Below are 26,970 nucleotides of genomic sequence, written 5' to 3'. Positions count from 1 at the left end.
ATTCGCGCGCTGCGGAGGAGGAATAGCAGCGGTCCGCCAACCGACGCCCATTTTGGAGAACCATCATGACGCTTTACAGCTGCCTGCCGACCCAGGGCAAAATCACCGTCATCGCAACCTGGCCCGGCGAGTACGCCGACTCTCACAGCGCCAAGGTCACCACCTTCACCAACGCTATTCAAGCCTCTCGGATATCCGAAGACCTTACCCGAGTCTCGGAGTCCATGTGGGATGCCGCCGCGTGGCTGGACGTCTACGACGAGGCTGAAGCCCGTCTAAGGACTATCATCGATGCCACTCGTGGAACCTCCGATGTACCCACCTTCAGCGCTTCGGCGTTCGACAGCTACCGACACGCGGAAACCTGGACCGGCACGGACCTGGTCAACACCCTCGGTGCGAGCCTTCCTCAGACGCTGAACTCGCTCACCCGCGCCCAGCGCCTGTCGGTCGCCGACGAACTGGTCGCCGATGCGACAGCCCGCGCCGAGTCGTCGAATCTGTTGCCGACCGGTTTCGACCCCGCCGAGCCGGCCTCCCGCGTGTGGCAGGCTGCAGATATCACACGGGCCACCAAGATGGGCCTGACCGGAGCTCTGCCAGATGGTGCCGCTGGTTGGATGGTTCGCGTGTTCGACACCGATCACGGCCCCGCCGAGCGGTGGGGTGCCCGGAACCTGTTGCACCGACTTGAGCAATTGGCAGCAGCTTCGAAATCCGTCAACGCACGTGGCGGTGCCGACCTTGACCCTGTTTCCGGGCTAATGGACCACCTTGTTCTGCCGGCACCTCTGTTCGGAGTCCATATCGACCATTCCGATCCTTCCGGCACGACAGTTGGCGACGATATTCACCCCGCCGTGGCTCAGAGCTCCCTCGCCGAGGCCTACCGCGACTATGCCGCCAACGCAGAGTTCGTGCATGGTGATGCCGTTCTCTACATCAGCCCGGACATCGACATGCGCAAAACGGCCCCCTGGGATCGCGACGTATTCGCCAAAATCCAAATCGATCTGAGCACGAGCCGCGGTAAGGTCACCCTGGCCACACTCGACGCCACAGATACCGCCGGGTTCGTCGCCGCTCTCGGGAACTGGGTAACAAACACTGTATTCCGCGGCTGACCGCTCGTGGGCTCTAGGGTGTTCGTCCGCTTCACCCGGGAGCCGACGAACACCGGCACTCTCTCCCTTGGCCGGAGCGCCGCCGAGCGCGAGAGTGCCAAAAATGGAACGAAAGGTCAGCGCAGGTAGCTAGCCCCCCCCGTGAGCAGCAGCCGAGTTCAGCACTCCGGGCGTTAATGCGGATGCGAAAGCTCCGCTTACCTCGCGCGTGTTTCGAGGGGTCTACGTTGCGCTGATACGGCAAGATCAGCACATGACTTCTACTGACGATGAACACGCACTCGAGCCCGAAGATGGGCCTGCCTGGGTGCGGTACGAGAAAGACGTGCGGGAACTGCTCGACGGGATGGACGACTCGACGGTGACGCACAATGTGAAGCGCATCGGTGCAGTGAGCAAGGTAGCTCGCCAGATTGACATTTTCGTCGAACGACAGGTGATACAAACAACGGTCACAATCGCCGTGGAGTGCAAGCACTACGCTAAGCCCTTGGGAATCGGCATGATCGACGAGTTCGTAGGGAAGATCGAAGACCTTCAAGTCAGTAACGGCATTCTTTACGCCTTGAACGGACTAACTGCGGGAGCCAGGGCCCGGGCCGACGGTGCACACCCGAAGATCGAGGTTCGAGATCTCGCTCCAAACTCACCACCTCCCCCACCTTGGGACGAATACATCGCTGAAATAATGAAGTTTGGGGACTGTGGCAATCCGAACTGTCCCGACGGCAACGTGGACTGGGAGGTACGGCCTCAGCAGGACTCCACCCCTGTCAGTGCAGGATGGTGCCCCATGTGCGGGATGTGGAGCGTCTCCTGCGAATGCGGAGAGATAACCTGCTTCGTCAGTTCCGAGGAGAAGTGCGTCGCCTGCGGGCGGGAATACGAGCTGGAACAAAGTCGAGACGGAGACGTCGAAGGCATCACCATCACTGCAGGACCAGTCGAGTAGTCACTTTAGCGCGCAGGGGACCGTCGGCACACTGAACCTCAGCCCGAAGGACACCCTGGCCAGCGACCGCTCCGGTTTCCACATACGCCAAGACTGCCCTATCGATGCCCCGCCGCTGATGCTGAACCCGTACCCGACTACTCGGACGATTTTTAACCCAGCGGACGCCCGAAGGTGTGCGAGCCCTGCGTCCTTGCAGCTGTTCAAGAGTGATGGACATTAAGCTGTCGTGCCGATCAGAATGGAAGCTCGACTATTGGGGGATCAATGACTGCGCCGCTGTCTGCCGGAAGCCTTCATGAAGCCTGGCCATGCTCTCCCTGTCGTCAGAAGGGAGACAGAAATGGGCCTCAGAAATCACTTTCAGCGAAAAGCTGTGACCACGGCTCCTAAGGTGACCGCTCCCGTGGCTGCCGTAGCCCAGGATGAGCCCTTGCCATTGGAACTCTTGGAGGATCTGCGGTGCGCCTGGGATGAACTCACTGCGGCTGCCAAAGCCTCGAAAGTAACCAGCTTCCAGGCCTGCACCAGGGCCGGCCGATCCTGGACGGAAGACCCGGCCGCCGTCAGGGCCGTCGCAGCCACACTCCGTGAATTCCCGGTCTCGGACAGCCAATAGGCCGCATACCGCCGGATCCTGGTTGCCGGCTACCGGCATTACTCGGATGGCATGACGACAGCATCTCCAAGGGAAGGACCCCTGAAGATGAGGGCACGGCGACGATGAAGAGACTCCTTGAACGGTGCGTACCGATTCCGCGCGCCTAATGTAGAGGTATTCAGCGTCGAGGGAACGGCAGGCAGAGTGACGAACAGGTCCACAGTCATATGGAACAAGCATGCGTACAACGCAGGAACCTTGCTTAGCCAGCATCACCTTCCCCACGTCCTCCAACAGCGGCAAGAGACCAGATACGAAGGCGTGGTTGGTCCCCTGAATAAGTGGGTTGACGAGGTCAGGGTTGCCACAAGGGAAAGCGTCCCTTACTTCGACCCGCGGGCGGCGACGCAGGGGGCCGACGTGCTGGTTCTGCTCCAGGACCCGTCCGGAGAAGCGCAACTCGGTTCAGGATTCATCAGCCGGGACAACAATGACCCAACGGCCCACAACACCACACTCGCTGCCGAAGCCGGTGGTCTGCCCTACTCCAGGTCCCTCCACTGGAACGTCGTACCCTGGTGGGTCGCAAACCCAGCCTTTCCACAACGGACTTTGGCTGCCGAAGCACGCCGGGCCGCTCCCCTGCTGGCAGAGTTAATGGAGTTACTGGAGTCCCGTCCCAAGGTGGTTCTCCTTCTGGGCAAACAAGCACAGGCAGCCTGGTCCCAGCTGTTGCTCAGGGCCTCCCCTGAGCTCAAGAGCCTCCTTGTTATCACCGCTCCCCATCCGAGTCCGCTCGCTTACAACAAAACAGATGCGGTCACGGGCAAGCCCAATAAGGAACTACTGAACGAAGCCTTCTCGCGGGCAGCAGCACTGTCCCTGGCCAACGCTGTATGAGGACAGGAGCACAAGCCCCCTCCGCGCTCAGTCCCGCCTAAAGATCAGCTGTTCGACCTGCTCGGGTTCAACGTCCAACTCTTCCGCCCATTCAGCCACGCATTCGGTGTACCGGCGGTAACTGCCGGCGCTGTTCCAGTTGAGCCAGAGCGGGCCAACTTCCTTGCAGTGCTTCCTGAACCATCCCGCGACGATGCTGTCCATGATGGGGGTGGTGGCTACCTGGTCGGACGCCTTGGTAGCGAAGCTGATGAACTTCGTGGCGAAGGCTGGACCCCACCAGGCAGAGAACTTCCTGTTGCTTTGCCGCTGCTCCACGACGTGCTCGAATGCGGCGTTCCCGCCATTGGTCATCGCGATCCCGGCAAGCCTGTGCAGCTCACCGGAGAAGTCTTTGCCGTTCTCAACGTCCGTGTTGAGCTTGATGACCCTAGCGGCACGGTACGGGCCAAAACCAGTCCCTGCATAGCCCCAGAGGTAGCTGGCGATGTAAGCGTCCAGAGCCGAGTCCGAGTCATGGATGAGCTTGAAGGACTCCAGGACGCCTCCGCGGTCTATAGGGTTCGGAAGTGTTTCGAGAATGCTGCGGCTGCCCAAGTACTTTTGCCAGTTGCCCTTCTTCCACTCAAACGGCATCTGGGGCGGCCGACCGTTCGCGTCCCATTTCTGGAATCTTCTTCGCAGGTCATCGGGCACAGCTGGCATGGTCTCTCCCCCAGGTAGATGGTCCACTTACTTTCGCATATGCCGCGTGGGATGTGACTGGTCAATCGACAACCGACCCGCCAACCCGGGTCGATACTGCATCGCCAAGGCCACGGCCGGACGGGACAGCAGCCAGGCCAGCGAGACCTACTGCATCCCCAGCCCCCACTCGCGGGCCAGGCACATGGCTTTCTCAAGCTAGTTGTGAAAGCAGTGACTGGCTCTGGAATGCTTACCCTTGGGATCACGCCGAAGCAAAGGATGAAGAACGACATGACCGCCACCACCGATATCGCTGAGATCTTCTGTGACGAGTCTGGTCACGACGGCGAGAACCTGATGGCAGGCACCACTCCCGTCCTGGCGCACAGCAGTCTTCACATGGATCTTGCCGAGGCGACTGATCTGGTCGCGTATCTCCGCAGGAAGACTAAAGCTCAAAGCCCGGAGTTGAAGGCTTCAGATGTGCTGCACAACGGCCAGGCAATCGATGAGCTGTTCGGGGCGAATGGAAAGCTCGTCGGCCATGTCCAGGTGTACCTAGTCGAAAAGGCCAACTTCGCGGTCGGTAAAATCATCGACCTCCTGATCGAGGAGGAGGCCTACCGTCGTGGGATCAACCTCTATGCCGGCGGCACGGCCAAACAGATGGCCGACGATCTGTACGAGTATGGTTCCCGCGCACTCGGTGCTGAGGGATGGAACGATCTGGTCTCTGGTTTTACTTCGCTAATGCGGACTAAACAGCGCAAGGGCGGAGAAAAGGAGACAGTCGATAGCTTTTTCGAGAAGGTGGACACCTACCGCTTGAAGTCACGGCGCGACAAGGTGAGCAGGGTGCTGGAGCTGGTGTGGAGAACGCGGCACCACGCTGACGCCTTCCAAGTGGCCATCGCCGAAGGTTTGGCCCTGAAGACTCTCGACCCACTGCAGACGACTCTCTATCAACTCGCACTCACATGGCATCGCAAGCTGAAGCAACCTCTAATCATCATGCACGATGAACAAACTGCCCTTACCGAGCCATTGCTTAAAATGCTTCTCAAAGTAGCGAATGAGGGTACTCCTCGCGGCTTCAACCTGCCCAACTACAAGTTCCCGCTAGTAGATGTGAAACACATCGACTCGAAAACAGACCCCCGGATACAGTTGGCCGATATCACCGCGGGATTCACTCGTCAGGTCGCAGAGAGCGCCCTGGCGGGAACAGCAGAGGATAAGCGCCTAGAGCAGGCCCGCCGCCTCGTTCACTTCAATTCGATCTGGGGCGACGGTAAGTCCTGGGAACAGATCCGCCCCCGCGAAATGTTCGTGGACTAGAGCCATATACCGATGTTTCGGGTCTTCAGCCTTTTCCATCGATAACTGACTGCGCCATCGAGGTAATTTCCTCCCGGCACAATGCCGTGTGTTCCAGCGCCTTGTACAGAAGATTCTTCAGGCGGTACTGCCTTGGTTGACTAGCGGAGACTTCCCCTTCGAGGTCGGCTCTGACCTGCTCGACCTCATCATGCCGTTCTTCGGGGAGCCTGGGGCGAGCATCTCAAGATGAGAGCCGGGAAGCGTTTTGGAGTCCTTGGCAACCCGCTTCCTGCTCGCTGGACGTAGCAAGCACGGCTTGATCATCGCGGGGATCTGGTCCTGCTCGACCCACGGCGCGAAGGTCAGGTCGCAGGAGTCCGAGCTCACTAACTCATAGATCTGGGCCGTCCATGGCTTCGACGCCAATCAGGCGACCGTCTCTGTCAAAGTCCAGGTATGCAACCCGCGTCCATTGGATCGCATGAAATAAGTCTTGGCTGCGGATCCGGTGCATATGTCCTCAATGGGATAGATCTCCCTGTAACGCAAGTAGGGACCACCTTCGAGGTGGTCCCTACTTGGAGATCTCAAGCGCCGAACTGATGCAGGTTCTTGTGGGCGAGTTCCTTGGAGAACGAGTCCTTGACCCGGTCAAATAGCTTCTCCATAGCTCGGTCTGCCTGCTCAGGAGACAGGGAGATGTCATCGCTGACCATGGAGCCTCCCCCGAAGTCGATGCGGATGTCGGCATCCACACGACTCACCCGAGCGTTCTTGCCGCGACGCCTCGGGGGCTTGATTGTTGCCATTTCACTCTCCTTCGTTGAAAAGATTCTACGGGGTCTACCTTCACTTCAACAGACGCCGCCAGGCCTTCTGAAACCAATTCTTGACCGCCAAACCCAACGTTCGAACGAAGCGCCAGACCATGGTCCTGGCTTTCGCGACATCCAACCTTCGAAGGAAACGCCAGGCCTTCAGAAGCCGATCTTTGGCCGCCAAACCCAACATCCGAACGAAGCGCCAGACCCTGACCCCGGTTTTCGCGACACCGCGCGGCGCGTTCGCGATATAGACGACGAGGAGTATGAGTATCACACCGGCAGCAGTGGGAACACTAGTCCAGACCACATCCCACGCCCACTTCTCCAGTGGGAAAGCCACGGCTACGCCGGCTGCAATGAGAACGGCCGTGCAGAGAATCAGAATCAACCTTAAGGGCTGGAGCAGCGTTGCAAGCGTCCTGTGCTCCGGAGCCCTTGCCATCCAAGACAGGAACAGGGCCGGGCCAACGAGAATGAGCGACACGGCTTGAGACGGAAGGGCCCTCGTCGCCAAGACTTTCCATCCCCAGAACTTCTCCCCTGCCACGAACATCGCGAAGACGGCCAGAGCCACGACGGCCACGACTGTGAACGAGAGGATACCCGCACCAGAGGGGGCGACCCTGACTCGAACAAAAGCACCCGATGTCGAGCGGAGAGGGGTGAACGCGACGTGGGCGCTTGCACGCGGCTTGTCAGGCGTATCGTCAAGCGGGTCCCTCACAGGCTTACCAGCGAACGTCTCGGTGACCTTCAGCTGCTTAACTATCAGGCCAGCGGGAGCTTCGAATTCCACGTGCTGGCTCCGGGTGAGTCCCACGTCCGGCATCGTGAAGTCGATCACCCCGATCCGGTTCCAATGCGATGGAGTAGGCAAGTCACGGTCGTAGGAGAACTTGAGGACGGCTCGCTGGCCGACAAGATCGGAGTCCAGGACAGCGACAAGCAGGAAATGGTCCAGGAAGCCTTTTGCGATTTCCTCTATGAGTTCCGACACGTCCGCGGGGTAGCCCTTGGCTTGGGCCGCCGCCGCAATCCCGGCCTCCAGGCGTGTTCTTTCTTCATCGCTGCCGGTTCCAGGCTGGAACGCCACAACCTGCTGAAGGAGGGCGAAGAGTTTCTCGTCGTACCCCGCGGCCAGCCCGCCCGGGGTGGCGTCAAGCATGAAGAGGAGCATCTCGGCCGAGAGCCTTGAGTTGTCTTGGGCACCGAGAATGGGCAAGGGGTGACCTGATGGGTCCTTGGCCGTGACTTTGCGTAGAGCGCCCTTCTCAACAAGGGCAAGGGGAACGAGGACCTGGACCTCCGCAGCCAGGGGAACCTGCAGCTCGGTCGGTACAGTCACATCGAACGAGACGGAGCGGCGGGTAGTACCGCTCTGTCCGAGAGTCAGTGAGTCGACGCGGCGGTGCACCCACTTGGCGGAGCCGAGTAAGAGCATAGCCAGCGGACCACCGCGGGAGACGTCGTCCTTGATGATGGGCCAGTCGATCACGTCTGTCACCCATCAACACTAATGACCCGCTCCGACACTTCCGGGCAGGGCAGGGTCCGTGTCGAAGGCGCGATGTCCGAAAGATGGGCCTGCGCCACGGCCCCGCCGCCCATTCTCTTGGGCGTAACCTGGTCACTGTCCAGGCTATGCGTCATGGAGAACAATGGAATAGGAGGCAATCGCCCCTGGCGAGCCGAGGGATACAGCTTTCGGCGCGGGAAGCTTGAGCGTGTGCGATCCGCTCGCGCCTTTTCACTCCCCCGTTTTGAATTCCCCCGCACCTGTCACGGCGGAAAAGTAGCCCACCAATGTTACTAATGAGGTGGGTCGATGTCGTGCCAAATACGTCCGCAAATAGGGTAAGAATTCGTGCAATCCTGGGTATTCTGCTACCCACCTCCTATAGCAACTTTGGTGACACGGGGCTCACGTGATCACGCCAGAGATAGTTCACTACAAGGGTGGGTCAGCTGACATGAGCAAGTTTGAGCACATCAAAGACTTTATCGCCGTGCACAGGGTGGCCGCCATAGGGGGACTTCACGGAACTACCAGCCATCCTGAAAGAATAGAATGTCGGGGCCGCAGCCGAGTACTTTGCACAATCCTCGGCAAGTAACACGTAGCACTGCAAGCGAAGAGAAGCCGCAGGATTTTCGAGTACTGGATACTCATGACTCCGCAGTGCTGTGAGGTGGACACTGGGACTGGTCCAACATAGGTGGGAAACATGACAGACGGAATCCGGCGACGGCCCCGGCACTACGCCCGTGAGCGCGCCGTCGGAGTCGTCAAGTACCTTGTCTTCGTTCTACCCCGCCTGATGTTCTGGGTTGCGGTCAAATTCCTGGCCATCGGGCTATGGCACGTTACCAAGCTGGTCGCCCCAAAGAACAGGCCCTTTCACGCTGAACCTTCGGCAACGGACGCTCCGGCAACAGTATCCGAACCTCAAGTGGACCCCGTGATCGAAGAACTCCGCGCCCGGAAGCGCCGCAGGCATATCGTGGGAGTCGATGACTGGGATCACGAATGGGAGCAACTTCTTGCGTCTGCGTGGGTGCAACCGGCTACGGATACCAATGAGACGCCGCGGCAACCGTTCATACAGGCGGCATCGAACCAGGATCCCTTATGTGAAGTCGGCGAAGCAACGGCCGACGTGCGACGCGAGCTGCTATCCCGCTTCCATGCAGACCTAGTCAAGGTGCACGAGCGCTTATTAAGCGACGTCAAGGTGCAGGAGGCTCGGGTGGCCAAGTCGCGCGAGGACGCCGCTCATCTCCTCGCAACAGATCCGCGCACAATGTGGGCTTGGGGTGAATATCTTAAGAGCCGCCATACCGTGCCCGTTGACAGCGCGGATGCGTGGCAGGTCCTCGCAGCAATCCCTCCCGGGGAGCACGTCGAAATATTCGCCCCAGCCGTCGTCACCTCTGGCTTTCCGAAGCGGCACAAGGGAGCTCTCCCCCGCAAAGCAAGATTCGCCGCCAGGACGTTTGACTTCTGGATCGTGGCTCGCCCGGGGCAGCAAACCGATGTCTTGCAGGGTCCAAAGTGGACTTTGAGGGTGGGCGGGGAAAAGGCGGAATATGCAGTGGAGACTTATTTCAGTTTTCCCGACGGCCGGGAGCTTGTCGCTTACACCGACGAATTTGCATCCGAGCGGTTCGACACTGAGGGCTTCGGCGAATCAATACTCAGGCTGCCTGACAGCCCCTTGGCACCGCTTCCGCCACAGCTCGGAGCGGCGGAGCGCAATCCATCCCCGGAGTCCGGTTGGCCTGCTCGGCTCCTCGGCGACTGGCACAGCGCCGAAGATGTGGCCCTCTGGCACATGTCAGGACCGCTCGGGTTCTTCGGTGCCCGACTCACCGGCGGTGTGTCGGACCGCGGCATCGACGTCGAACATCCTGAGGCCGTGGCCCAGGTGAAAATGCAGGCGAATCCTGTCGGTTCACCACAAATACGCCAACTGCGCGGTACACGACCCCAGCTCAGAAATCATGTCTTCTACTCGACGTCAGGCTTCACACGAGCGGCGATCGAAGAAGCCGGGGAGACGAGTGTCGCCCTGTTCAAAATCGACGATGACGCCGAAGTCCACCCGTACGGTTTTCACGCGAAACGTCTCCTCCTCGAAGGCGTCCAGCACCAAGGAGGCGAAGACGCCCTCGTTGCAGAGTACGTCAGCTCCGTCGTTGAACGTATCCGAAAGTCAAACATCAACTACGGCAGCGCTGAAGCATGGTTGGCACTCCGCGAAACCGACGGTGCGAGTCATACGAGGATTACGAGTGCTGAACATACGAGGATCAAGAGGGCTGAAAGCTACCTCAAAGGGGCCGTAGCCGCAGTGAGGCGGCACCCTAAAATCGGAGTTGATCCTCACAAAGCCGTCATCAGCCACTACCGCAATGCCGAGCTGAGGGCTGCTTTCTTTTGCCAGATCCTCGGTCTGCCCTATCCCGGGGACGAACCCCTGCGCCGCGCTGCGCCTCCCACTGCAGCCGACTTCTACTGATCTAAAACCCCGATCGGCACCTGCGCACAAACCGCCCTCGGCCTTTTGGAACTGAGGCACACTGAAGTAGCTTTTGGGTCGTCTTCGCCCAGGAGGCCGTGATGCAACACGATGGCGTCCACCGGCCGCGTGTCCACAAACAAGACAGCGGCTGTCCGGCCCCGCAAAACCGTCTCAAGATTGACGCAGGATCCCTCTCATTCTCGATCTCTCCAGCTACTCTGAAGAATCCGAGGAACTGGGGGCCAGGTGTTTTGCAGGAGCATGCTCATCGAAGAGGTTGCTGCCATGCTTCACGGAAAACGCGAATTCGTCTGCGTCGATCTTGAAACGACCGGGGTCAGCACCCGTCACAGCCGGGTCATTGAGATCGGCGCTGTCCGATTCAACAGCAGCGGAAAACTGACCCGCGAGTTCTCCAGCCTCGCCTTCCCGGGGCACGGCTATCTTCATGGTGCGGAGTTCATTCATGGAATAAGTCAGCGTGAGGTGGAATCGGCAGCACCCATCGGCGCGGTTCTCCATCAGTTGATGGATTTCGTTGGCGACCGGGTTGTCGTGGCACACAATCTCCCGTTTGAGAACAGGTTCCTTGGGTCCGAGCTTGAACGGGCGCTGATGGTACCCGCTGACAACATTGGTTTCTGTACCTATTCCGCTGCCCGCAGGTTCGTCAGCACCGGAACGAATCACAAGCTGGCCACACTCGCCGAACACTTCGGCATCAGAGAGAGCTCATCCCACCGTGCCCTGCCGGATGCCAGGGTCGGTGCGCACCTCGCATTCAAGCTCCTGCAGCTGGTCGCTTCGGGTGCCCCCACACTCCGGCCATCATCGTCGAAAAAGACCACGACCGCCAGCGCCTCCGTGCCGACACGGCTCGCTGCGGTCCGGCAGGGTTATCGTCCGCGGTGGAAGCCGAGCGATGAGCAGGATGCCATCTTGGAGGCGTTCTTCGGTGAAGGCGACATCAAGATTCTTGCTGGCGCGGGGACGGGTAAGACCACGACTCTGCAGTTGCTCGCCAACTCCACGAAATCAAAGATCATCTACCTCACGTTTAATAAGGCAAACTCGGTTGAAGCCCAAGGAAAATTCACCAAGAACGTGTCCGCGACGACGATCCACGCTTTCGCCCACGCGGACCTCGTCGGCGAAGGCAAGGCAGTCTGGCTCACTCGACTGCACCTAGGTATTGAACCCATCCAAGCTACTGCTGTCCGTCTCGGCGTGCTGGAGCCCGGATTCATCGAAGCTTTCAGCAGCCCGGAAGTTGCCCGCCAGTTATCGCCATACGAAGTCACCAGAATGGCCGTCGACACTGTTATCAGGTTCTGCCACAGCCCCAACCGGAAGCTCCTCCCGCGCCATGTCAGCACCGGTAAGTCAGCCGCCAGCCTTCGTCCCGCCCTGGCTCCCCTGGTCCTGCTGATGGCCGAAGAGCACTGGGCCAACATCCTGGACGACGGCGTCAGCGATATGCCCATCCTGCACGATCACTATCTGAAGAGGTGGCTGCTGAGCGATCCGCTCCTGGGAGCCAAAGGTGGGATCCTCTTTGTTGATGAAGCCCAGGACCTGAGCCCTGCTGTAGCGGCAATTATCCAGGCGCAGCGGCATCTGAAGAAGGTCTTCGTGGGGGACCCGAATCAGTCCATCTACGGTTTTGCCGGCGGCAAGGACGCGTTGGCTACCATCTTGGCTACGCACACTCTGCCTCTGACCACGTCATGGCGGTTCGGTGAGGGCGCTGCGGTAATCGCTAACGGCTGGCTACGTCCCTTGAACGCACGCCACTTGGTCAGGTCAAGTCCCATCCAGAGCACAACCATCGGTCCGTGCGCATTTCCTGACGCGGTGCTCACCCGAACAAATGCCATGGCTGTATGGGAACTCATGGAGCTACACCGGCGAGGCAGCCGGGCAACACTTCGATGCGACCTGGCCGCCACGTTGGCCCTGCTGGAGGGTGCCGACGACCTGATGAAAGGGCGGCGTCCAGGTCACGGAACGCTGAGGCGGTTCGGTTCCTGGGATGAGGTCCTCAAGCATGTCCGTCACGATTCCAGCGCGCACGAGCTGGTGACGTGGACAAGGCTGATCGAGGGGTTCGGGATCCCTGCGCTCAAGGCTGCCGTCATCTCGGCAACGGCTGCTTCTGAGGGAGCCGTTGTAGTTTCCACCGGACATAAAGCCAAGGGACTCGAATGGGACAACGTCCGCATCGCGGACGACTTCGGCGATAGGCTCGTACGAGTCACCTTGGGTGGCGACAAAGACCAACTGTCTGAGGAGATGCGGCTGGCGTACGTCGCTGTCACACGTGCGCGTAAACACCTGGACCCAGGGCCGCTGGCCGATTTAGTCCGTTAACCAGGCCACTTGCCGAGCCACATTTCTTGCAAACGGACCTACTGTCTGGGTCGAAGAAGTAATGGTGCCCGAGCAGGTGCGACGACAAGGTCTAGGGCAGGCCCTGATGGCTGAGGCCGAGACGTGGGCGCGGGAGCAAGGCGCTGCCTACGCTCTTCCCTCGTGGCCCTGGCATCGCAGATCTCCAGGACGGGCATGGACCTGTCCCTCTGAACAGCCGCCTTCCTTAGGCATGCGTCGCGGCAGGGCTGCGACACCCATCGATAGGAGACGCTCTGGTAGCAGCTCCTCCCTGGGATGGCAGGATTGTCTGGTGGCTACTAAACGGTGGGATGCGGCTCCAGAGCCGGAATGGATGCTGATGTACCGGCGAGGCCTGAGCCGCGGAAAAATCGCAGAACTGTCAGGCGCTCCGCTACGGACCGTTGGCTACCACCTGACCGTTGCACGGAAACTCCACCCCGGACTCCAGGCCGAGCATGAGGCGGGTGGCGGGACATCCCAACGGATAACCGGTCAGGGCGTGGAACGGATGGCGCAGCTGATCGCCATGGTGCAGGAGAGGGGACGGTACCCCTCCACTAAAGCCGATGACAACGCAGAACGTGCTCTCGCCGCGTGGCTGAACCGACGCCGTAAAGAGGCAAGGGAAGGAAAGCTCCTGCCGGTCTTCCACGACGGCCTCAGCGCCCTGCCCGGATGGCAGGACCTGCGCCGGGTTACCAGCGACGAGGCCAGATGGCAGGAGCGCCTGGCTGCCTTGGCAGCATATCGGGGATCAGGGCAGGACTGGCCCCGGCATAAGGCCACCATCGAGGGCCTGGAACACGAACTCGGTGTCTGGCTCCACACCCAGCGATACAAAGCCCGCCGGGGCGAACTGGATCCCGCCAAAGTGGCTGGCCTGGATGCCGCTGTCCCGGGCTGGCGGTCAGGGCGGACCCGCGGCCGAAAGCCCCTGGGCTCGTCCGCGGCCGATCCAGCCCGCGCGGTACTAGATTGATCGTGTGAAGCAAGACCTTCAGATGCAGCAGGTTTCGCCTGCACCGGCCGGGCGCGCGGCGGCGCTTTCACCGTTTGAAGCGTCCGACGACTTCACTCAGGACTGCTGGCAGGCCAGCGAAGTCATTGCCACCTCAGAATCCGACCACTTCTACAGCTTCCAGCGGGCCGGATCGGAAGTCGTCCGCGTGCTGAGCCGTTGATCGGGCCAACACTTCCTAGGAAGAGCTCGGGCAAGGCTGCGGATTATGGCCGCGGCTGCCCCAGTACTGTTCATGAGAATGAGTCTCATGTAGGCTGCCCGGGGGCAGGACATTCATCCAGTGGATGAAAGAAAACGCCGACAACATCGAAACCGCGCCGCGGCGCTGATCCCCACAGACCACACCAGGAGTCCCCCGATGCCAGCAAGCAAAGTGCGCAAGAAAGCAAAAGCCAAGATTGCTGCAGACCGGAAACGCCTCCGCGAACAGGACAGCAGCTGCGCGGACTCCTGCTGCGGCAGCGCCGCGATGGTTACCGGAGGTTCGCAGCCTGGGCAAGCAGACGGGCGGGACTCACTGGAGCGGTCGTAGCTCGTTTCGTGTCTTCCATCGTTCCTCAACCGGAACAGCCAGATCGAGCGAGGGAGCCTAAAAGGCCTGGCAAACCAGTGCGGTGAGATCATCTCTCCCGTACGATGAACGCGTCTCATCACTCTGGTTTTTGGGGGGGGAATTTTGAGGGATCCGGAATATCCGCAGCAGCATCTGCCACGCGTCTTCGACACTTCTTTCAACTACAAGACGGACACACCCGGGCGAACCAGGCGAGATCCCGACAGGTACAGCCAGTTGCTCCGGTGGGACCACCAGCTGCTGTGGAGCAAAGAGCTGCCGTCCGGCGTCCCTTTCGCTCCGAAGGTGACCACCAGACGGAGCGAGTACCTCATTTACACTGACGCCAATGAAAAGAGGCATTGCTATGGGAGCGATGCCATCACCAGCTCGTACACCGGAAGGTCAACTCCAGCGTCCCTGGTAAAGGCCATGGACGAGCTGAGCGATGACCAGAAGTCCGCCTACCTCGACCCGCCATACACCATCGGCAGTGCAATGATTTGGCCCGTCAGGACGGGCCAAACCACGATGAACCAGGCCCGAGGGTTCGGTCCCTCAGGTCGGCTGATCGCTGATCGTATGGACCTGACCCTTGCATGCATCCGGCGGCACTACACCGGAGGGTCGGAGAACGCCCCCGCCGGCGCATTCAAAGACGCCTACAGAGACTTCTTCGCGGTCATCAACGCCTATAAAGACTTCTTCAAACTATTCGGGCAGGGGGAACAAGGATTCACAGCATTCGTGGACTTCTTCCACCTGCAAGACCTCGTGACGCCGGACTACAATGAGATTCGGTTCTTCGTGCCCTTTGAGGGCTTTGAGTCTTCCGGGATACCGGCGGACTACATCACGTACCGGAATGCCACGCTGGAGTTCATCGTGGGACGGCGGCGTCGGATGGCCGAGTGGGTCACAGAGCACCACCCCGAGATTGAGGTTCGTAACCCTTGGTGGCAGCCCAAGCCAGAGACAGCGTCCACCTGATCCGATACTGCGCTCATCCAAGTGTGATGATGCATGCTGTCTACTCGACAGTCCCGGACTCCGCATCATCCAGGAGCTCACCGGAGGCAATGTGCGCCGCTGTGCGCCGATATGCTTCCGCGATGTAGTCTTCCAGATCCTGAAGGCCGATGCGCCACAGACCCCTCCCACCGACCTGCATGGCCCGCAACTCTCCACTGCTGATCAGCCCTCGGATGAGGCTCGATTTCACGTTGAGCTCTTCGGCTGCCTGCTCGACTGTCAGGAAGCGGCGTTGTGAGGTTTGATCAGTCACTGCACCATCCTAAGGGCGGCTCCCCGGCCGAAGCTGATTAATCCCGCTGCCGTGGCCCCGCGCCCGGATGACCCCGACAATCCCGCCCAAGGCAAGCGGGAATGCCACGACGGCGGCCAAATGACGGCCCAGATTGTAGGGGTCCTGAAGTACCGCCCAGCCCACGAGAACCCCCGGCATCGCCACGCACACCGTCACCCATACAGCGTTGCCGCGTAGGTGTGACCACACCGCGGCCGCGACGGACAGCGCGCAGCCGGCGAGAATGTAGCGACTACCGATCCAGACCTCTTCCTGCTCGGCCGGACCTGGCAACCCGAGATGCCAGTTGGCGCGCGCGATCCCGTAGGCGATCACGATCATCGAGGCGACGACGAGCAGGATCCAGGTAATGGTGCCAGTCCATCGTCGGCTGGCACTGCGGGTATCCCGGTCAGCGAACTGTCCCATACGGACGTATCTCAGTCGACCGGAGGTTGATTCCCTAGCAAGAATTCTGGAAAAGATTGTCGGCGCACACCTGGAGTCTTGTATGGTTGGACATCTCCGGGTTTCACCGGCCGATAACAAATCAGTCCGATGCCACACTATATGCGGTCTCCAAATCAAGGTTTCTTATTGACTTCCATGACAACCCCGTCTGGCCTTGTCAGAAGTTCGTCGCCCACGTCAAGTCCGAGCTTTCTTGCGGTGGATGGATCTATTTCTGCCCAGCCATGCGGTGCTGACCGTGTCCGCTTGTATTGAGCTTTCTTCGACGTGGAAAATACGGTAATCCCAGCGCCGACCAAGTCTAAAGTCGACTTCGATTTCGAGGAATCAATCCAGTGGTGTGATATTCTCCCTCCCCGTTCCAGGTTCAGCTCTTCGTGCATGTCGCGCACCAAACCAACGGGCATTGACGCAATTGATGCGTCACGTACTGCTAAAGGCTGTCGCTCACGTTCATATCCTTCCAACATGAGCCTCGAGTCCGCCCAGCCGGCTATAGCCCAACCTAATCGCCACGCGAGATTGAAGCTGTCTTGAATTGCCGAATTTAAGCCGGTTCCTCCCCTGGGCGCCACGGTGTGCGCGGCATCCCCGACCAGACAGACTCGCCCTACCACGAACCGTTCCGCCACCTCGCAGCCCATGCTGAAGGAGCCTAATGGCTCACACTCAATCGCTTGGTCTTTTAGATGGCTGAGCTCGCGAATGAGCTTCTTCGTGGCAGGTTGGCCTGCTTCGTGCGGCTGCGCAATAACCCAGCTATCCCCGCCAACTGGCCAAATGCTAGCGCGAGTATTTCCGTCCGAGCCCAGGAGGACGTACAGGCTGTGCCGCGGAAGAAACGGATGCTGGCTCCAAATTGGTGCCCTGAACCGAGAAGTGTGTTGCACTGGCGCTGTTGCAGGCCACGAACGGCGCGCGACCCTGATCACCTCCCGCACCTGACTATGGCCCCCGTCCGCCCCAACGACAAACCTCGCACGGACCCGCCTCTCAACGGACTTGCCGCCACCCTGACTAAAGATCACGGAGACTCCTTGACTGTCGTCTTCAAGCCCAATCAGCTCACAGCCCCGCATTATCATGCCCTCCAGGCCTTGGGTCAAGACGCTCTCTAGCCGGTCCTGGGGGAGGAACACCGCACCAGCCGGGCTCGTCAGTCGGGTAACTGAAGGAGGGGCGATCGCATACGACGAATGCATCGCTGGGTCCATCAAGCATTCCCCAACGGCAATGGAGAGCTCGATGGGCTCAGCTAGAACCCGGACAGCCTGTTCGAGTCCAATCATTCGCAGGACTTCCATGCTCCTGGAACTGACGCCGGTTGCTCTTGGCCGCTTAGTAAGAGCCACCCTTCGTTCAAGAAGCAGGACCTTCGCTCCGTATCGACCAAGACCATGCGCGAGCACCAACCCGGCTGGCCCTGCCCCGACGATAACTACGTCGAATTCCTCGTCGACAACGTTCCGTAGATAGTTCAATTTTCAGCTTTCCGAATGTGCGTCTGACGAATACGGATAAATCCTCAACCGTCACCGAATGGGACCGTCAGACCCGGTTGGTCCCCATCTAACTTCGACCTCCGAGCCTCAATGACAACATGCAGTTCTCTAGGAGACGAGTGCAGGAGTAGGTCTTGAAAGTCGAGATCCGTCTCGAATCGACTATTGATGTCAGATATCAGCCGAATTGCAGATAGTGATGAACCACCTGCATCAAAGAATCCAATGTCGGTTCCGGAATAGTCTCCTCCGAGCGAGTCACCAAACAGCGACATCAGCTCATTGCTGATCTGAAATCGTTCGCTGCCCAACTCAGAATGTGGCAATCCGGCCGGAAGCGGGCCAGAGATTGCCTTGCCAGATCGCCCGAACTGGATTTGTTCCACTTGAATGATCGAGGATGGGATATAGGACCTACCGAGATTCTTCGCGACATGCTGCCGCACCGCGGTCCTGTCGAGATCGGTGCCCGCCATGAGTTGAACAGCGAGGGAGAGAAAGGGGTCGCTGGGTACAGTGCGGTCGATCCAGGCGTGAGCAGCGAAAACACCTGGCAGCGACTTCACACTGGCCGCCAACTTCGTTGGATCAACGAACAGACCACGGACCTTTGCCGTGTTGCCCTTACGCCCAACCCAGTGAACGACCCCCTGGATATCTCGATATGCAAGATCTCCAGTTTTGTGGAACCAGCGCCCCAAACTGTCCACGAACAAGTCGTCTTCTAATTCATCATCAACATAACCATGGCTGACAAGCGGCCCACCCAAAACCAGCTCCCCCACGACGTACGGCGGGCACTCTTCGCCGTCGATTTCTTGAATCGAAACAGTTCCGAAACCGGTAGAGATCCCAAGGGGAAGAAACTCAGTTTCCTCTGAGATGGTCTGGCGGTGGGTCAGACTTACCATCCCACCTTCGCTCGTCCCATAGTCGACGTGAGCAATTGGTCCGGACACCTGCTGCACGAGCCGTGCTGTCGACCGATGAAGCCCTTCACCAACGCAGCGCACCATCTGGAGGTGTCGATACATCCCCAGGGACGCCATAGGAGCAAAAACAGCATGCGCAAGACTCGGGGTGACCGCCAGGATGGCATCTACCCGTTCGTTGGTGAGTGCACGGCTCAGAAACGACACTTGATCATCGTTGCGAACGTCGTTTCGAATGACAAGCGTCGCACCCGCGGCAAGCGTCGCCAACATCACACGCATCCCTGGATCAGTTGAAAGCTCTGAAACCAGTGGAATTCGCCAAGTCCTTTCGACTTGCCGGGCGAAGTCAATGGCAAAGTCCCAGAACGGCGAAAATTGCCGCGCCACGCGCCTAGGCGAACCTGTCGTGCCTGACGTGGACAAGATGTATCCAACCCCCGAGAAATCTGACCCCCGATTTGGCGAATGTCCGATTTCCGAATCAGGTTCTGCGTGTTCACTTTGACGGCACCAATGCGGCTCTGCTGCCCCAACGACGACTGCAATGGGCGCGGCTGACGACGGCGAGTAGACCTGATCTGATTCAAGAAATAAAACTGAACAATCTGAGACCCATGAGGCCAAGGTCCAGGAGATCTGATCCGCGACGGAGTCCGTCCTCACCCCCACAATTGAATTCTTCGGAATCCTGTTCCGTAGCAGATCAGAACGTCCGGCTACCGCATCGAAAAGCTCCCCATATGTTATTTCAATGGTCTCGCTCACGAGGGCAACATTGTCCTGAGGTTGCGCAGAAAGCAGCGCAATTACACCTTCACTAGATGAGCGGCAAGAAACAAGCAGACCGCTAGGACTTGGTGAAATCAGGCTCCCGCCATTACCGATGTGTGGAGGCGCGGGTTCGTTAGCCACTTCGAGTCCAAGCTTTCTGACCTCATCAAGAGTCATCCCCCATAACGCGCGCACCAAATCCTCAGAAAAATATGAGCTCTCAAAATGCGCCCAAGCACTGCACTCTCCATCAGGCGAAAACGGCTCAACCGTGAAGCTGAGCCCAAAACTCGTCGACGCACCTGCTCCTGGGATCGGCGCCCCCCGCAAGTCACCAAGGACGACCACGGCCTCACTATTCGCAAGTTGTTGAAAACACAACAGGCCGAAAGCGTTGTGACGTCGGTCTGTTCCACTCATACCCGATGCAGCCACGACCGCTTCTAAGTTTGGCGTACCGCTGCTGAATCCGTCGATGAGCTGCTCTAAAGTCGCTTGAAGCTGTCGGCCTGGATCAGCACGACTCGACGAGAAATACACTGGCAGAGTCCGGATGTAGAATCCAACGGAGTCTAGCTCCTCCGGGACCACTCGAGAATCTATCTGAGTACAAACGGCAAAGTGTTCCGACGCAGGATCGTAGCGCGAAATCGCGCGTGCAAATGCCGTAAGCAGCACCGTGAACGGTGTTACTGCGTAGCGTGAAGCCGCCATGGCAACTTGGTTCTGCTGCTGCAGAGACACAGCAAAGTCCACCCGGCTAGGGGCGCGCGCGTCGCCCTCAGGGCTGAGCTCCGTTCGCACAACGTCGATTTCCGGTACACGAGTAAGTAACTCACTTGCGACCGAAGGACGCTCTCTGCTGGAATACGCTCGATCGATCCCATCAGTTCCACTCCCTCCGTTGTATAAGCGAGCAAGTTCGGACCATAGAAGCTCAGTTGAACGGGCGTCACTGATGATCTGGTGAACCATAAGATAGATGTCAGTGGTGCCTCCCATAACCTCCAACGTCACGACACGGAACAGACCACCGCCGGCAAGATCTAAGAGACGAGATCCCTCTTCAAACAGGACATCATCCCGGCTACCTGATTCGAGCGAGTGAAAGACGCACAGTTCGCCCGGTTCCAGCTCTACTTCATGCCACCTCAGCCCCGCCGCGTCATCCGAAAACGCCCATCTCAGGACAGGGTGCCGCCGGGCCAGAGCTGACACCGAGAGGGCCAGCCGGCTCCGATCAACAAGACCTCCAAAACGACGGCCGGACCTAATGACGTAGCTTTGATCTTCCGGCCTCAGATTCTGATACACCCAAAGACGTACCTGTTCCGGTTGCGCCCATCCAGAATTAGTGTCAACCATCGTCTCGAACTACTTCATAGTGAATCAGAAACTCACCGTCAAAAAATTGATGATTAAGAACGCGCAACTTAGGTAACGTTCCAAGAGGGAGATCCTCTCCATCAACAGGAGTTGGCGAAGTACGCCCCCCAACAATATGGGGAGCAACTGTCAGTCGATACTCGTCAACAAGGCCGTGCCGAAACATCGAAGCAGCCAGACCACCACCGCCACCACAACAGACCCGCTCGATCCCAGCCTCACGCAACTCACCCAACATCGATGGGAAATCAACTTCTTGGCCTGTGCCACCAGGGCATACGATTACCCTGTCAAAGGCCTCCGTCACCTCAGGGGCAGGAACGCGAGCGCAAACCAGCCACCGAGGGTGAGACTCTTGAAAAAAGGGCCAGGTTAGATCGAATTTGCCGTTCGAGCTGACGACAATGTTCAAGCGAGAGTCGGTAATTGGTTCGCCCGACGACTGTAGATCGAAGGTCTGCATTGAACGTCGCACCGAACGCAGGGTTCCACTCCCATAGAGGACGGCGTCCGCCCGGACCATAGCGTCGTCCCACACTCCCCTATCACGAGGGGACGCAATTCGCTGCGGTGTCCTAGCAGCGTCGGCGATCTTGCCATCGGCACTCATCGCCAAGACCAGCTCGACATAAGGGCGTTCAGACATCACAGCACCTCGGATTCAAGTGCGTTTGCGATCCCTTCCGGGGTTCTCGAAATGAGGAAGGTTCGGAGCGGCACACTAATGCCGAGCCGATCGTTTATCTCCGAGATGGCTCGAATGGCCAGCAGGGAGTTGCCGCCGGCCGCAAAAAAGTCCGTCGAGTGATCAATGTTGCAGGACAAGATGACCTCGAACGTCTTTCGGATCGCCTCGGAATTATCATGAACAGCAGTCAGAGGGCCCTCGGTCGCTTGGCTACGATCGATCTTTCCGGCGGTGTTTCTCTTGATTGCTTCGACCAAGTTCACCCGCGTCGGGATCATGTGGACAGGGAGCCTTTGTTGCGCCAGCGCAATCAGGTCCGCCACGGTAACCGAATCATCTTCTAGTTGAATCTCAGCGCAAAGCAGGTTTCCAGTGTGCGTGCTCTGACCGAAAACACGAATGTCCTTGACATTCGGTAGAGTCTTGAACAAAAACTCTACTTCCTCGGGAACAACACTCATTCCGTTGATCTTGATACGTGAATCGACTCGTCCCAAAATTTCGATCAACCCTCCATCTAGTACTTTCGCAAGCTGCCGGGTATCCACTCGACGCTGCCCATCAATTGTTTGACTGAAGATTTCGTCCGCCACGGAGGCGGGCCCAAGATAGCTCCTGGATACTGAAGGGCCTACTAGGTAAAGCCGCCCGACAGATCCAACATTCGTTGGACGTCCGTCCTCAGACAAAACCTCCGCATGGCAAGAGCCCCGGCCATACCGTCGAAGTGGCACCGTCAAAGACTCCGCCGGCGGAATGGCTCCCGGAGCCGAGAAGAGGCCAGCGCACACTTCTGACTGCCCATAAGAATTAACAAGTGCGCCTTCGAATCGCGCTATGACTCGCGCATAAAGCGTCGCCGGTAGCGGCTCGCCTACAGACTGTATTAGACGTACATCTTGTAAACAGGACCACGCAACCGAATCGGTAATCAAGGCCTCTAGAAATGAAGGCAGCACCGCGAGCACCGTAACTTGGGCTGACCGAACTAGATATCCCAACTCCCTCGCGGACCACCTGGTTTCCGCCGGAATAACAATCTGAGCTCCAGCGAGTAACGGCCAAAACACCTCGCCCACGAGGCGCGCCGAGCTCGGTGGGCACGTCAACAGGACACGGTCATCTTGGCCAAGGTCAAAGTGGCACTCACCCGGTTTTTGTGCCGCCACGGCCGCGTCCAGATCAATCACCACCAACTTGGGGACTCCGGTCGTCCCCGTCGTAGGGAAGATCAGGGATGGCGTGTTGAGAACCCCAGTACCGGAGTAGTCTGAGACGGACTTCTTAGTTTCCCGGACGGCCCTGTAACTGGACACGTCAGATCCCTCAAATAGGATCGTTGCGCCTGCCAACGCCATAGATGAACTCACGTACTCCATCGGATGTGAGGGGTCTAGTACCAGGCACGAACGCCCAGCACGTAGGACTGCCAAGACCGTGGAGACTAAGCTGACACTCCGTTGCATCCTCACAGCTACGCACCTGTCCTCGGTCAAAGCGGCGAGCCGATCAGCCTCGGACCGAACGATTTTCTCGAGTTCTCCGTAAGTCACATCCGCTTCGTGACTCTGCAGAGCGATCCGATCACCATGCTCAGATCCAAGCCTCCCAAGAATCTCAGCAAGATCAGTCGCCATGACGCCCGCCCACTCCCGATTTCAGCTGCCCGATGCAAGCTCCGGGATCACTAGCTATCGCGCGAAGCGTTGATTCATAAGTATCTATAAGCCGCCTGGCCGTGCTGGGGTTGACAAGGTCGAGAGCAAACTCGGCCCAGCCGAACACTCGGTCCCCGACTGGCTCGATAAAGAAACCAATGTCGAGCTGCGAACCTACCGTCGGGGAGCGAAGCCCCATCGCTTCTACGCGCTCCGATGAGTGACTGTTTGCGTTAGTAAGAGTTAACCCACCAAACTGCCGTTCAACACCAACCGGGTTCTCCTGGTAGAAGAACATGAATCGGTAGTTGCTCGCGTCCCTTACTGCCTCATTCTGCAGGGGAAAAGGCCAGGGCGATCCTGTAGTCTCCTTGTGGCCCACAGCTTGAAGCACATTCGAACCTAGCTCCTGAATGAATTCCACTGCAGAAGCATTAGCCCGGTAGAAAGAAAGAATTGGCAGCCTAGTGACCAGATACCCGATCATGTTGTGATGGCGAAAGTGCTCACGGTTGTTGATCGGAGATCCGATAACGATACGGTCCTGGCCGGACCACTGATGAAGCACGATGAAGTATGCAGCCAGCATGACGACAAATGGCGTCACCTGGACGATTTCAGCTACATTGCGAATCGAGCGAATGAGGTTCGAGTCTAACTCGAACCCGATACTAGAACCGCGGAAGCTCGGATCTACGGGTCGTGGCCGATCATAGGGAAAGTTTAGTTGGGGAATCTCATCTCCCAGGGTCCGACGCCAGTATTCATGACATACTCGGACCTCATCCCCGTCCAGCCGCAGTCTTTGAGCCGCAGCATACTCACGATACTGGACCGGAAGGTCCGAAAGCTTAGCTTCACGACCAGTCATGTCAGCGTCGTAGAACTCGCAGAGTTCGTTAAGAAAGACTCGTTCGCTCCAGCCATCACAGGCCACGTGATGGAAATCGAGAAGAAATAGACACTCAGTCGAGGATCGTGCAATTGTGTCCGCTCGAACCACTGGACCCGTAGTCACGTCAAAGGGCCGTGCAATCAAGTTGAAAATAAGCGAATCGACCTCGCGTGCGTTTACTGCAGCGCCTTCCAGGTGCTCACCTACGACCACCTGTTGATGGTCATCAACAGTTGCAAGCCAGCGACCAGCGGAGACTTCGTAACGAGTTCTCAATACTTCGTGCCTGGCGACGATTTTGTTGATAGCCCGCTCAAGTCGATGAATGTCGACGGATCCGCTAATATGCATCAAGCGTGGCACTCCATGGAATGGAGCCTCGGGAGCTAAAAGGTCATAGAAAAGGACCCTCTCCTGCGCGACAGAAATCTCTTCATCTGTGAGCACCCTACTCATGACACCGCCCCGTCATGACCACTACCTGGTCTGAGATGGAAGATAAAAATGGCTTCCTAATTACCGCTTCCAGACTGAGCTCAACGTCGAGTAGTTCCTCGAGGCGTGCGATAAGTCGGATAAGACTGATGGAGGTGAAGCTCTGCTCCAGCAGCGAATACGAGCTCGAGATGGGCTCACCGCGAATCTCCTCTGCCGCAACCTTGACGATCTCTGCTATTTCTTGATTTGACCGAGTATTCAACTCAGGAACCTCCCTTTCCAGAGGATTTAATGGACATTTTGTCAGCCACCTTGATAGCCAACCACCCTCGAGATAAGCCCATGCATCGCTCGAACTCGGCCCAGAGAGTCCGTTTAAGGAAATCCACATCCTTTTCGGAGGCCCCGGCCACCGACAGGTCCACGTGTGGGTCCTCCATGACCCAACCGACTCTGGCGTGTGCATTTTGCACCAAATCGACCTGCAGTGCCATCCTTTCGACCGCCTCCAGATCGATCAGCACTCCCCCGATCTTCACCCTGCGGTCGACGCGGCCTAGAAATTCTAATTCGCCACTTTCGAGTAGACGACATCTGTCGCCTGTGATGTACCAGCCGTGATCAGAGAGCGGTTGGAGATCACGGTTTGCGCTGACCTGGGCGCCCCCCAGCAGCAAGTCACCCGTGTCATCGGCTGGTGATGCGAGGCGCCCGTCGATATTGATCAGAGGCTTTCCGATCGGCACCGTGTCACTCAAGGACCGGTGCGCAACGCTGACTTTATTCATGTAGGCCCCAATGGTTGTTTCCGCTGGTCCGTAGTGGTTAAACACCTTGATTCCTGAATTCGCGGCCATCAATGCCGCGGGTAGATTCCACGACAGTCGCTCACCACCGAAAACTACTGCTTCCCTCGCTGGAGGCTCGACTCGGGTACCTCCTCCAAGCAACGCCCCGGCAAGGGACGGAGTCACCTTCAGCACGTCCGGGCGACACGCCGAAATCCATCGTCGGAAAGACCTGGGCGAATCCGTTTCTATCGGCCCCAGGTAAAAGAAGGTTCCTCCCGAGGCCAAAGCCCCCAGCATCGATGTGTACGCCAAGTCGAACCAGAGGGGCGTGCAAGAGGCATAGGAAGTCAACCCATGTCCGAGACTCAGCCGGTCAAATAGGCCATCCAGGTACAGTTCCACACTCTGCCGACTTACAAATCTGCAGCGAGAACCGTCTGACGTCGTGCCAGTTGAGTATGTTCCGTAGGCAACGTTGCCAGATGCCTCAGACAACACGAGATCGCTCTCTGGAACCGACCGCGACGAAGAATCCACGAGCAGAAAAGGCTCACCCTTCAACAGCCTACTGACGACATATACGACGTCGTCCACCTCCCAGGTTGCTGCTCTGGAGCCTCGAGCGGCAGGCGACTTGCACAGTTGAAGACGCAACTGATCGTACGTGAGTTGACGTCGCCGGGTAACGACAGCCAGTTGATTCGGTCGTCGACGCAAAGACAAATCGATCATCTCGGCGAGATTCACATGCCCCCCTGAGAGTTCAATACTCGACGCTTGCAGGTCCGTCCCCCGCCATTGCCACTGAGAGCTTCCTCGGCGGCGTGTAAGGCTCCCGGGCATGGGCATAACGAACGTTGTCAAGAACGAGAACGTCTCCAGCTTGCCACCGCACTGCGAAGGAATTATCCGAGTACGCCTTACGGACAGCGTCCAGCATTGAAGGTTCGATCGCGCTCCCGTCGCGATGGAGGGCAGTCCGCGGCAGTTCTTTCATCGCGTATGTTCGCTCCAGCACCCGCGCGACGTCGGGTCCAAAAGAACTGTGGTGGAATAGATGGGCCTGATTGAACCAGATCGGACGGCCTGTACTTCGATCCCTGACGATAGCCGGTCGGTCCTGCACGGTCCGGAGGCTTCCACCAATCCATGCGAAGTCGATGCTGTTGGCCCGGCAATACTCTTCCACTTGCAAACGATCAGTCGTACCGAATGCCTCTTCCCAGGACACATCGACCGATGAGCTGAGGTTTCGTTGATAACGAACCCCACTTTCGAAGGCGGCGACGACATTCTCTGGAAGTGCGTCCAGTACCGACGCGCTGTCGGCGAACAGCGTCGCTCCCCCCTCGGCCGCCGGCGTCTCGCATGAAAACCAAAGGTGCTTAGGCCACTTAACGAAATACGACATCTCGTTGTGGAATGGAATAAGCTCATTCGGAGGAAAATCGGTTGAGCTGAAGACATTTCCATCGACACGTGTTCTTTGATTTGATCTGAACTCGTAATCTAGCGTCTGGCCTGAAACGGCTTCAACACACTGCTGAAACACAGATGGGCTTATTTGATCAAAGCCTCGAAATAAAACAATACCCCTCTGCTCAAGCTGCAACGAAACGTCAGCTAGACATGCCTTAATGTAGACCAACAGGTCAGTGGCACTCCCCCTGGACGGGCTAAATACCGCAGGACTAGCATTCATGACGCCTCAATTCTAGCGATGAGATTTTC

General features: G+C 58.3%; 24 protein-coding genes and 1 pseudogene. 11 read left to right on the top strand and 14 right to left on the bottom strand.

All coding sequences use genetic code 11. The annotated features are described in order from the left end of the window. Positions 1-65 precede the first annotated feature (65 nt). The 4 genes from M1D88_RS07220 (at position 66) to M1D88_RS07205 (ending at position 3,577) form a co-directional block, all read left to right on the top strand. On the top strand, positions 66-1,124 hold the full coding sequence (locus M1D88_RS07220; RefSeq protein WP_458113856.1) for a hypothetical protein: 1,059 nt from the start codon (positions 66-68) through the stop codon (positions 1,122-1,124). 253 nt (positions 1,125-1,377) lie between these two features. Further along, entirely contained in the window at positions 1,378-2,076 is a 699-nt protein-coding gene (locus tag M1D88_RS07215; RefSeq protein WP_458113855.1) for a restriction endonuclease, read from the top strand. A gap of 376 nt (positions 2,077-2,452) precedes the next feature. Then, positions 2,453-2,695 carry a hypothetical protein gene (locus tag M1D88_RS07210; RefSeq protein ID WP_458113854.1) on the top strand — a complete coding sequence of 81 codons (243 nt, stop codon included), beginning with the start codon at positions 2,453-2,455 and terminating at the stop codon, positions 2,693-2,695. A 186-nt stretch (positions 2,696-2,881) separates the two neighbouring features. Continuing rightward, positions 2,882-3,577, top strand: a complete 696-nt coding sequence (locus M1D88_RS07205; protein ID WP_458113853.1) for a uracil-DNA glycosylase family protein — start codon at positions 2,882-2,884, stop codon at positions 3,575-3,577. 27 nt (positions 3,578-3,604) lie between these two features. Here M1D88_RS07205 and M1D88_RS07200 read toward each other — a convergent pair whose 3' ends face one another. Further along, entirely contained in the window at positions 3,605-4,282 is a 678-nt protein-coding gene (locus M1D88_RS07200) for an 8-oxoguanine DNA glycosylase OGG fold protein (RefSeq protein ID WP_458113852.1), read from the bottom strand. 273 nt (positions 4,283-4,555) lie between these two features. Here M1D88_RS07200 and M1D88_RS07195 point away from each other — a divergent pair, with 273 nt between their 5' ends. Further along, positions 4,556-5,602 (top strand): DUF3800 domain-containing protein, encoded by a 1,047-nt coding sequence (locus tag M1D88_RS07195; protein ID WP_458113851.1) that lies wholly within the window; start codon positions 4,556-4,558, stop codon positions 5,600-5,602. 569 nt (positions 5,603-6,171) lie between these two features. Here M1D88_RS07195 and M1D88_RS07190 read toward each other — a convergent pair. Continuing rightward, positions 6,172-6,393, bottom strand: coding sequence for a hypothetical protein (locus M1D88_RS07190; RefSeq protein WP_458113850.1), 222 nt, complete (start codon positions 6,391-6,393; stop codon positions 6,172-6,174). Between the two features lie 40 nt (positions 6,394-6,433). Then, positions 6,434-7,912 (bottom strand): hypothetical protein, encoded by a 1,479-nt coding sequence (locus M1D88_RS07185; protein ID WP_458113849.1) that lies wholly within the window; start codon positions 7,910-7,912, stop codon positions 6,434-6,436. Positions 7,913-8,633: 721 nt separating this feature from the next. Between M1D88_RS07185 and M1D88_RS07180 the strand changes: the two genes are divergently transcribed. From M1D88_RS07180 to M1D88_RS07155, 6 genes are all read left to right on the top strand, one after another. Further along, positions 8,634-10,427, top strand: a complete 1,794-nt coding sequence (locus M1D88_RS07180) for a restriction endonuclease (RefSeq protein ID WP_458113848.1) — start codon at positions 8,634-8,636, stop codon at positions 10,425-10,427. A gap of 264 nt (positions 10,428-10,691) precedes the next feature. Next, positions 10,692-12,800: an exonuclease domain-containing protein gene (locus M1D88_RS07175; RefSeq protein WP_458113847.1), complete on the top strand. Its 2,109-nt coding sequence runs from the start codon at positions 10,692-10,694 to the stop codon at positions 12,798-12,800. A 313-nt stretch (positions 12,801-13,113) separates the two neighbouring features. Next, positions 13,114-13,803 (top strand): helicase associated domain-containing protein, encoded by a 690-nt coding sequence (locus tag M1D88_RS07170; protein ID WP_458114466.1) that lies wholly within the window; start codon positions 13,114-13,116, stop codon positions 13,801-13,803. Between the two features lie 4 nt (positions 13,804-13,807). Further along, the gene (locus M1D88_RS07165; protein WP_458113846.1) at positions 13,808-14,005 is read left to right on the top strand and encodes a hypothetical protein; all 198 of its coding nucleotides are present in this window, start codon (positions 13,808-13,810) and stop codon (positions 14,003-14,005) included. Positions 14,006-14,203: 198 nt separating this feature from the next. Beyond that, the gene (locus M1D88_RS07160) at positions 14,204-14,377 is read left to right on the top strand and encodes a hypothetical protein (protein ID WP_458113845.1); all 174 of its coding nucleotides are present in this window, start codon (positions 14,204-14,206) and stop codon (positions 14,375-14,377) included. A gap of 144 nt (positions 14,378-14,521) precedes the next feature. Beyond that, a complete protein-coding gene (locus M1D88_RS07155) occupies positions 14,522-15,388 on the top strand; it encodes a DUF6994 family protein (RefSeq protein WP_458113844.1) in 867 nt (288 codons plus the stop codon). Between the two features lie 40 nt (positions 15,389-15,428). Here the strand turns inward: M1D88_RS07155 and M1D88_RS07150 are convergent, their stop codons facing one another. The 11 genes and pseudogenes from M1D88_RS07150 to M1D88_RS07100 form a co-directional block, all read right to left on the bottom strand. Next, a complete protein-coding gene (locus M1D88_RS07150; RefSeq protein ID WP_458113843.1) occupies positions 15,429-15,683 on the bottom strand; it encodes a helix-turn-helix domain-containing protein in 255 nt (84 codons plus the stop codon). Between the two features lie 9 nt (positions 15,684-15,692). Then, complete coding sequence (locus M1D88_RS07145; protein ID WP_458113842.1) at positions 15,693-16,133, bottom strand: hypothetical protein; 441 nt, start codon at positions 16,131-16,133, stop codon at positions 15,693-15,695. 155 nt (positions 16,134-16,288) lie between these two features. Then, a complete protein-coding gene (locus M1D88_RS07140) occupies positions 16,289-17,584 on the bottom strand; it encodes an FAD-dependent monooxygenase (protein WP_458114465.1) in 1,296 nt (431 codons plus the stop codon). A 116-nt stretch (positions 17,585-17,700) separates the two neighbouring features. Then, positions 17,701-20,748 (bottom strand): AMP-binding protein, encoded by a 3,048-nt coding sequence (locus M1D88_RS07135; protein ID WP_458113841.1) that lies wholly within the window; start codon positions 20,746-20,748, stop codon positions 17,701-17,703. Beyond that, positions 20,741-21,415, bottom strand: coding sequence for a RibD family protein (locus M1D88_RS07130; protein WP_458113840.1), 675 nt, complete (start codon positions 21,413-21,415; stop codon positions 20,741-20,743). Before M1D88_RS07130 ends, M1D88_RS07135 begins: the two co-directional genes overlap by 8 nt. Continuing rightward, the gene (locus M1D88_RS07125) at positions 21,415-22,050 is read right to left on the bottom strand and encodes a phosphopantetheine-binding protein (protein ID WP_458114464.1); all 636 of its coding nucleotides are present in this window, start codon (positions 22,048-22,050) and stop codon (positions 21,415-21,417) included. The genes M1D88_RS07130 and M1D88_RS07125 overlap by 1 nt, the downstream gene beginning before the upstream one ends. Positions 22,051-22,122: 72 nt before the next feature. Further along, positions 22,123-23,094, bottom strand: a pseudogene (locus tag M1D88_RS07120) (AMP-binding protein); the annotation flags it as partial. Next, complete coding sequence (locus M1D88_RS07115; protein WP_458113839.1) at positions 23,084-24,466, bottom strand: condensation domain-containing protein; 1,383 nt, start codon at positions 24,464-24,466, stop codon at positions 23,084-23,086. The pseudogene M1D88_RS07120 and the gene M1D88_RS07115, both read right to left, overlap by 11 nt. Next, on the bottom strand, positions 24,459-24,710 hold the full coding sequence (locus M1D88_RS07110) for an acyl carrier protein (protein ID WP_458113838.1): 252 nt from the start codon (positions 24,708-24,710) through the stop codon (positions 24,459-24,461). Before M1D88_RS07110 ends, M1D88_RS07115 begins: the two co-directional genes overlap by 8 nt. A 1-nt stretch (position 24,711) precedes the next feature. Then, positions 24,712-25,971, bottom strand: a complete 1,260-nt coding sequence (locus M1D88_RS07105; RefSeq protein ID WP_458114463.1) for an AMP-binding protein — start codon at positions 25,969-25,971, stop codon at positions 24,712-24,714. Positions 25,972-26,002: 31 nt separating this feature from the next. Beyond that, a complete protein-coding gene (locus M1D88_RS07100) occupies positions 26,003-26,851 on the bottom strand; it encodes a TauD/TfdA family dioxygenase (RefSeq protein WP_458113837.1) in 849 nt (282 codons plus the stop codon). Between the last annotated feature and the right edge of the window lie 119 nt (positions 26,852-26,970).

Source organism: Arthrobacter sp. R1-13 (genome assembly GCF_054161475.1).
Note: the sequence above shows the minus strand (reverse complement) of the source record. Positions and strands in the feature narration are given on the sequence as shown.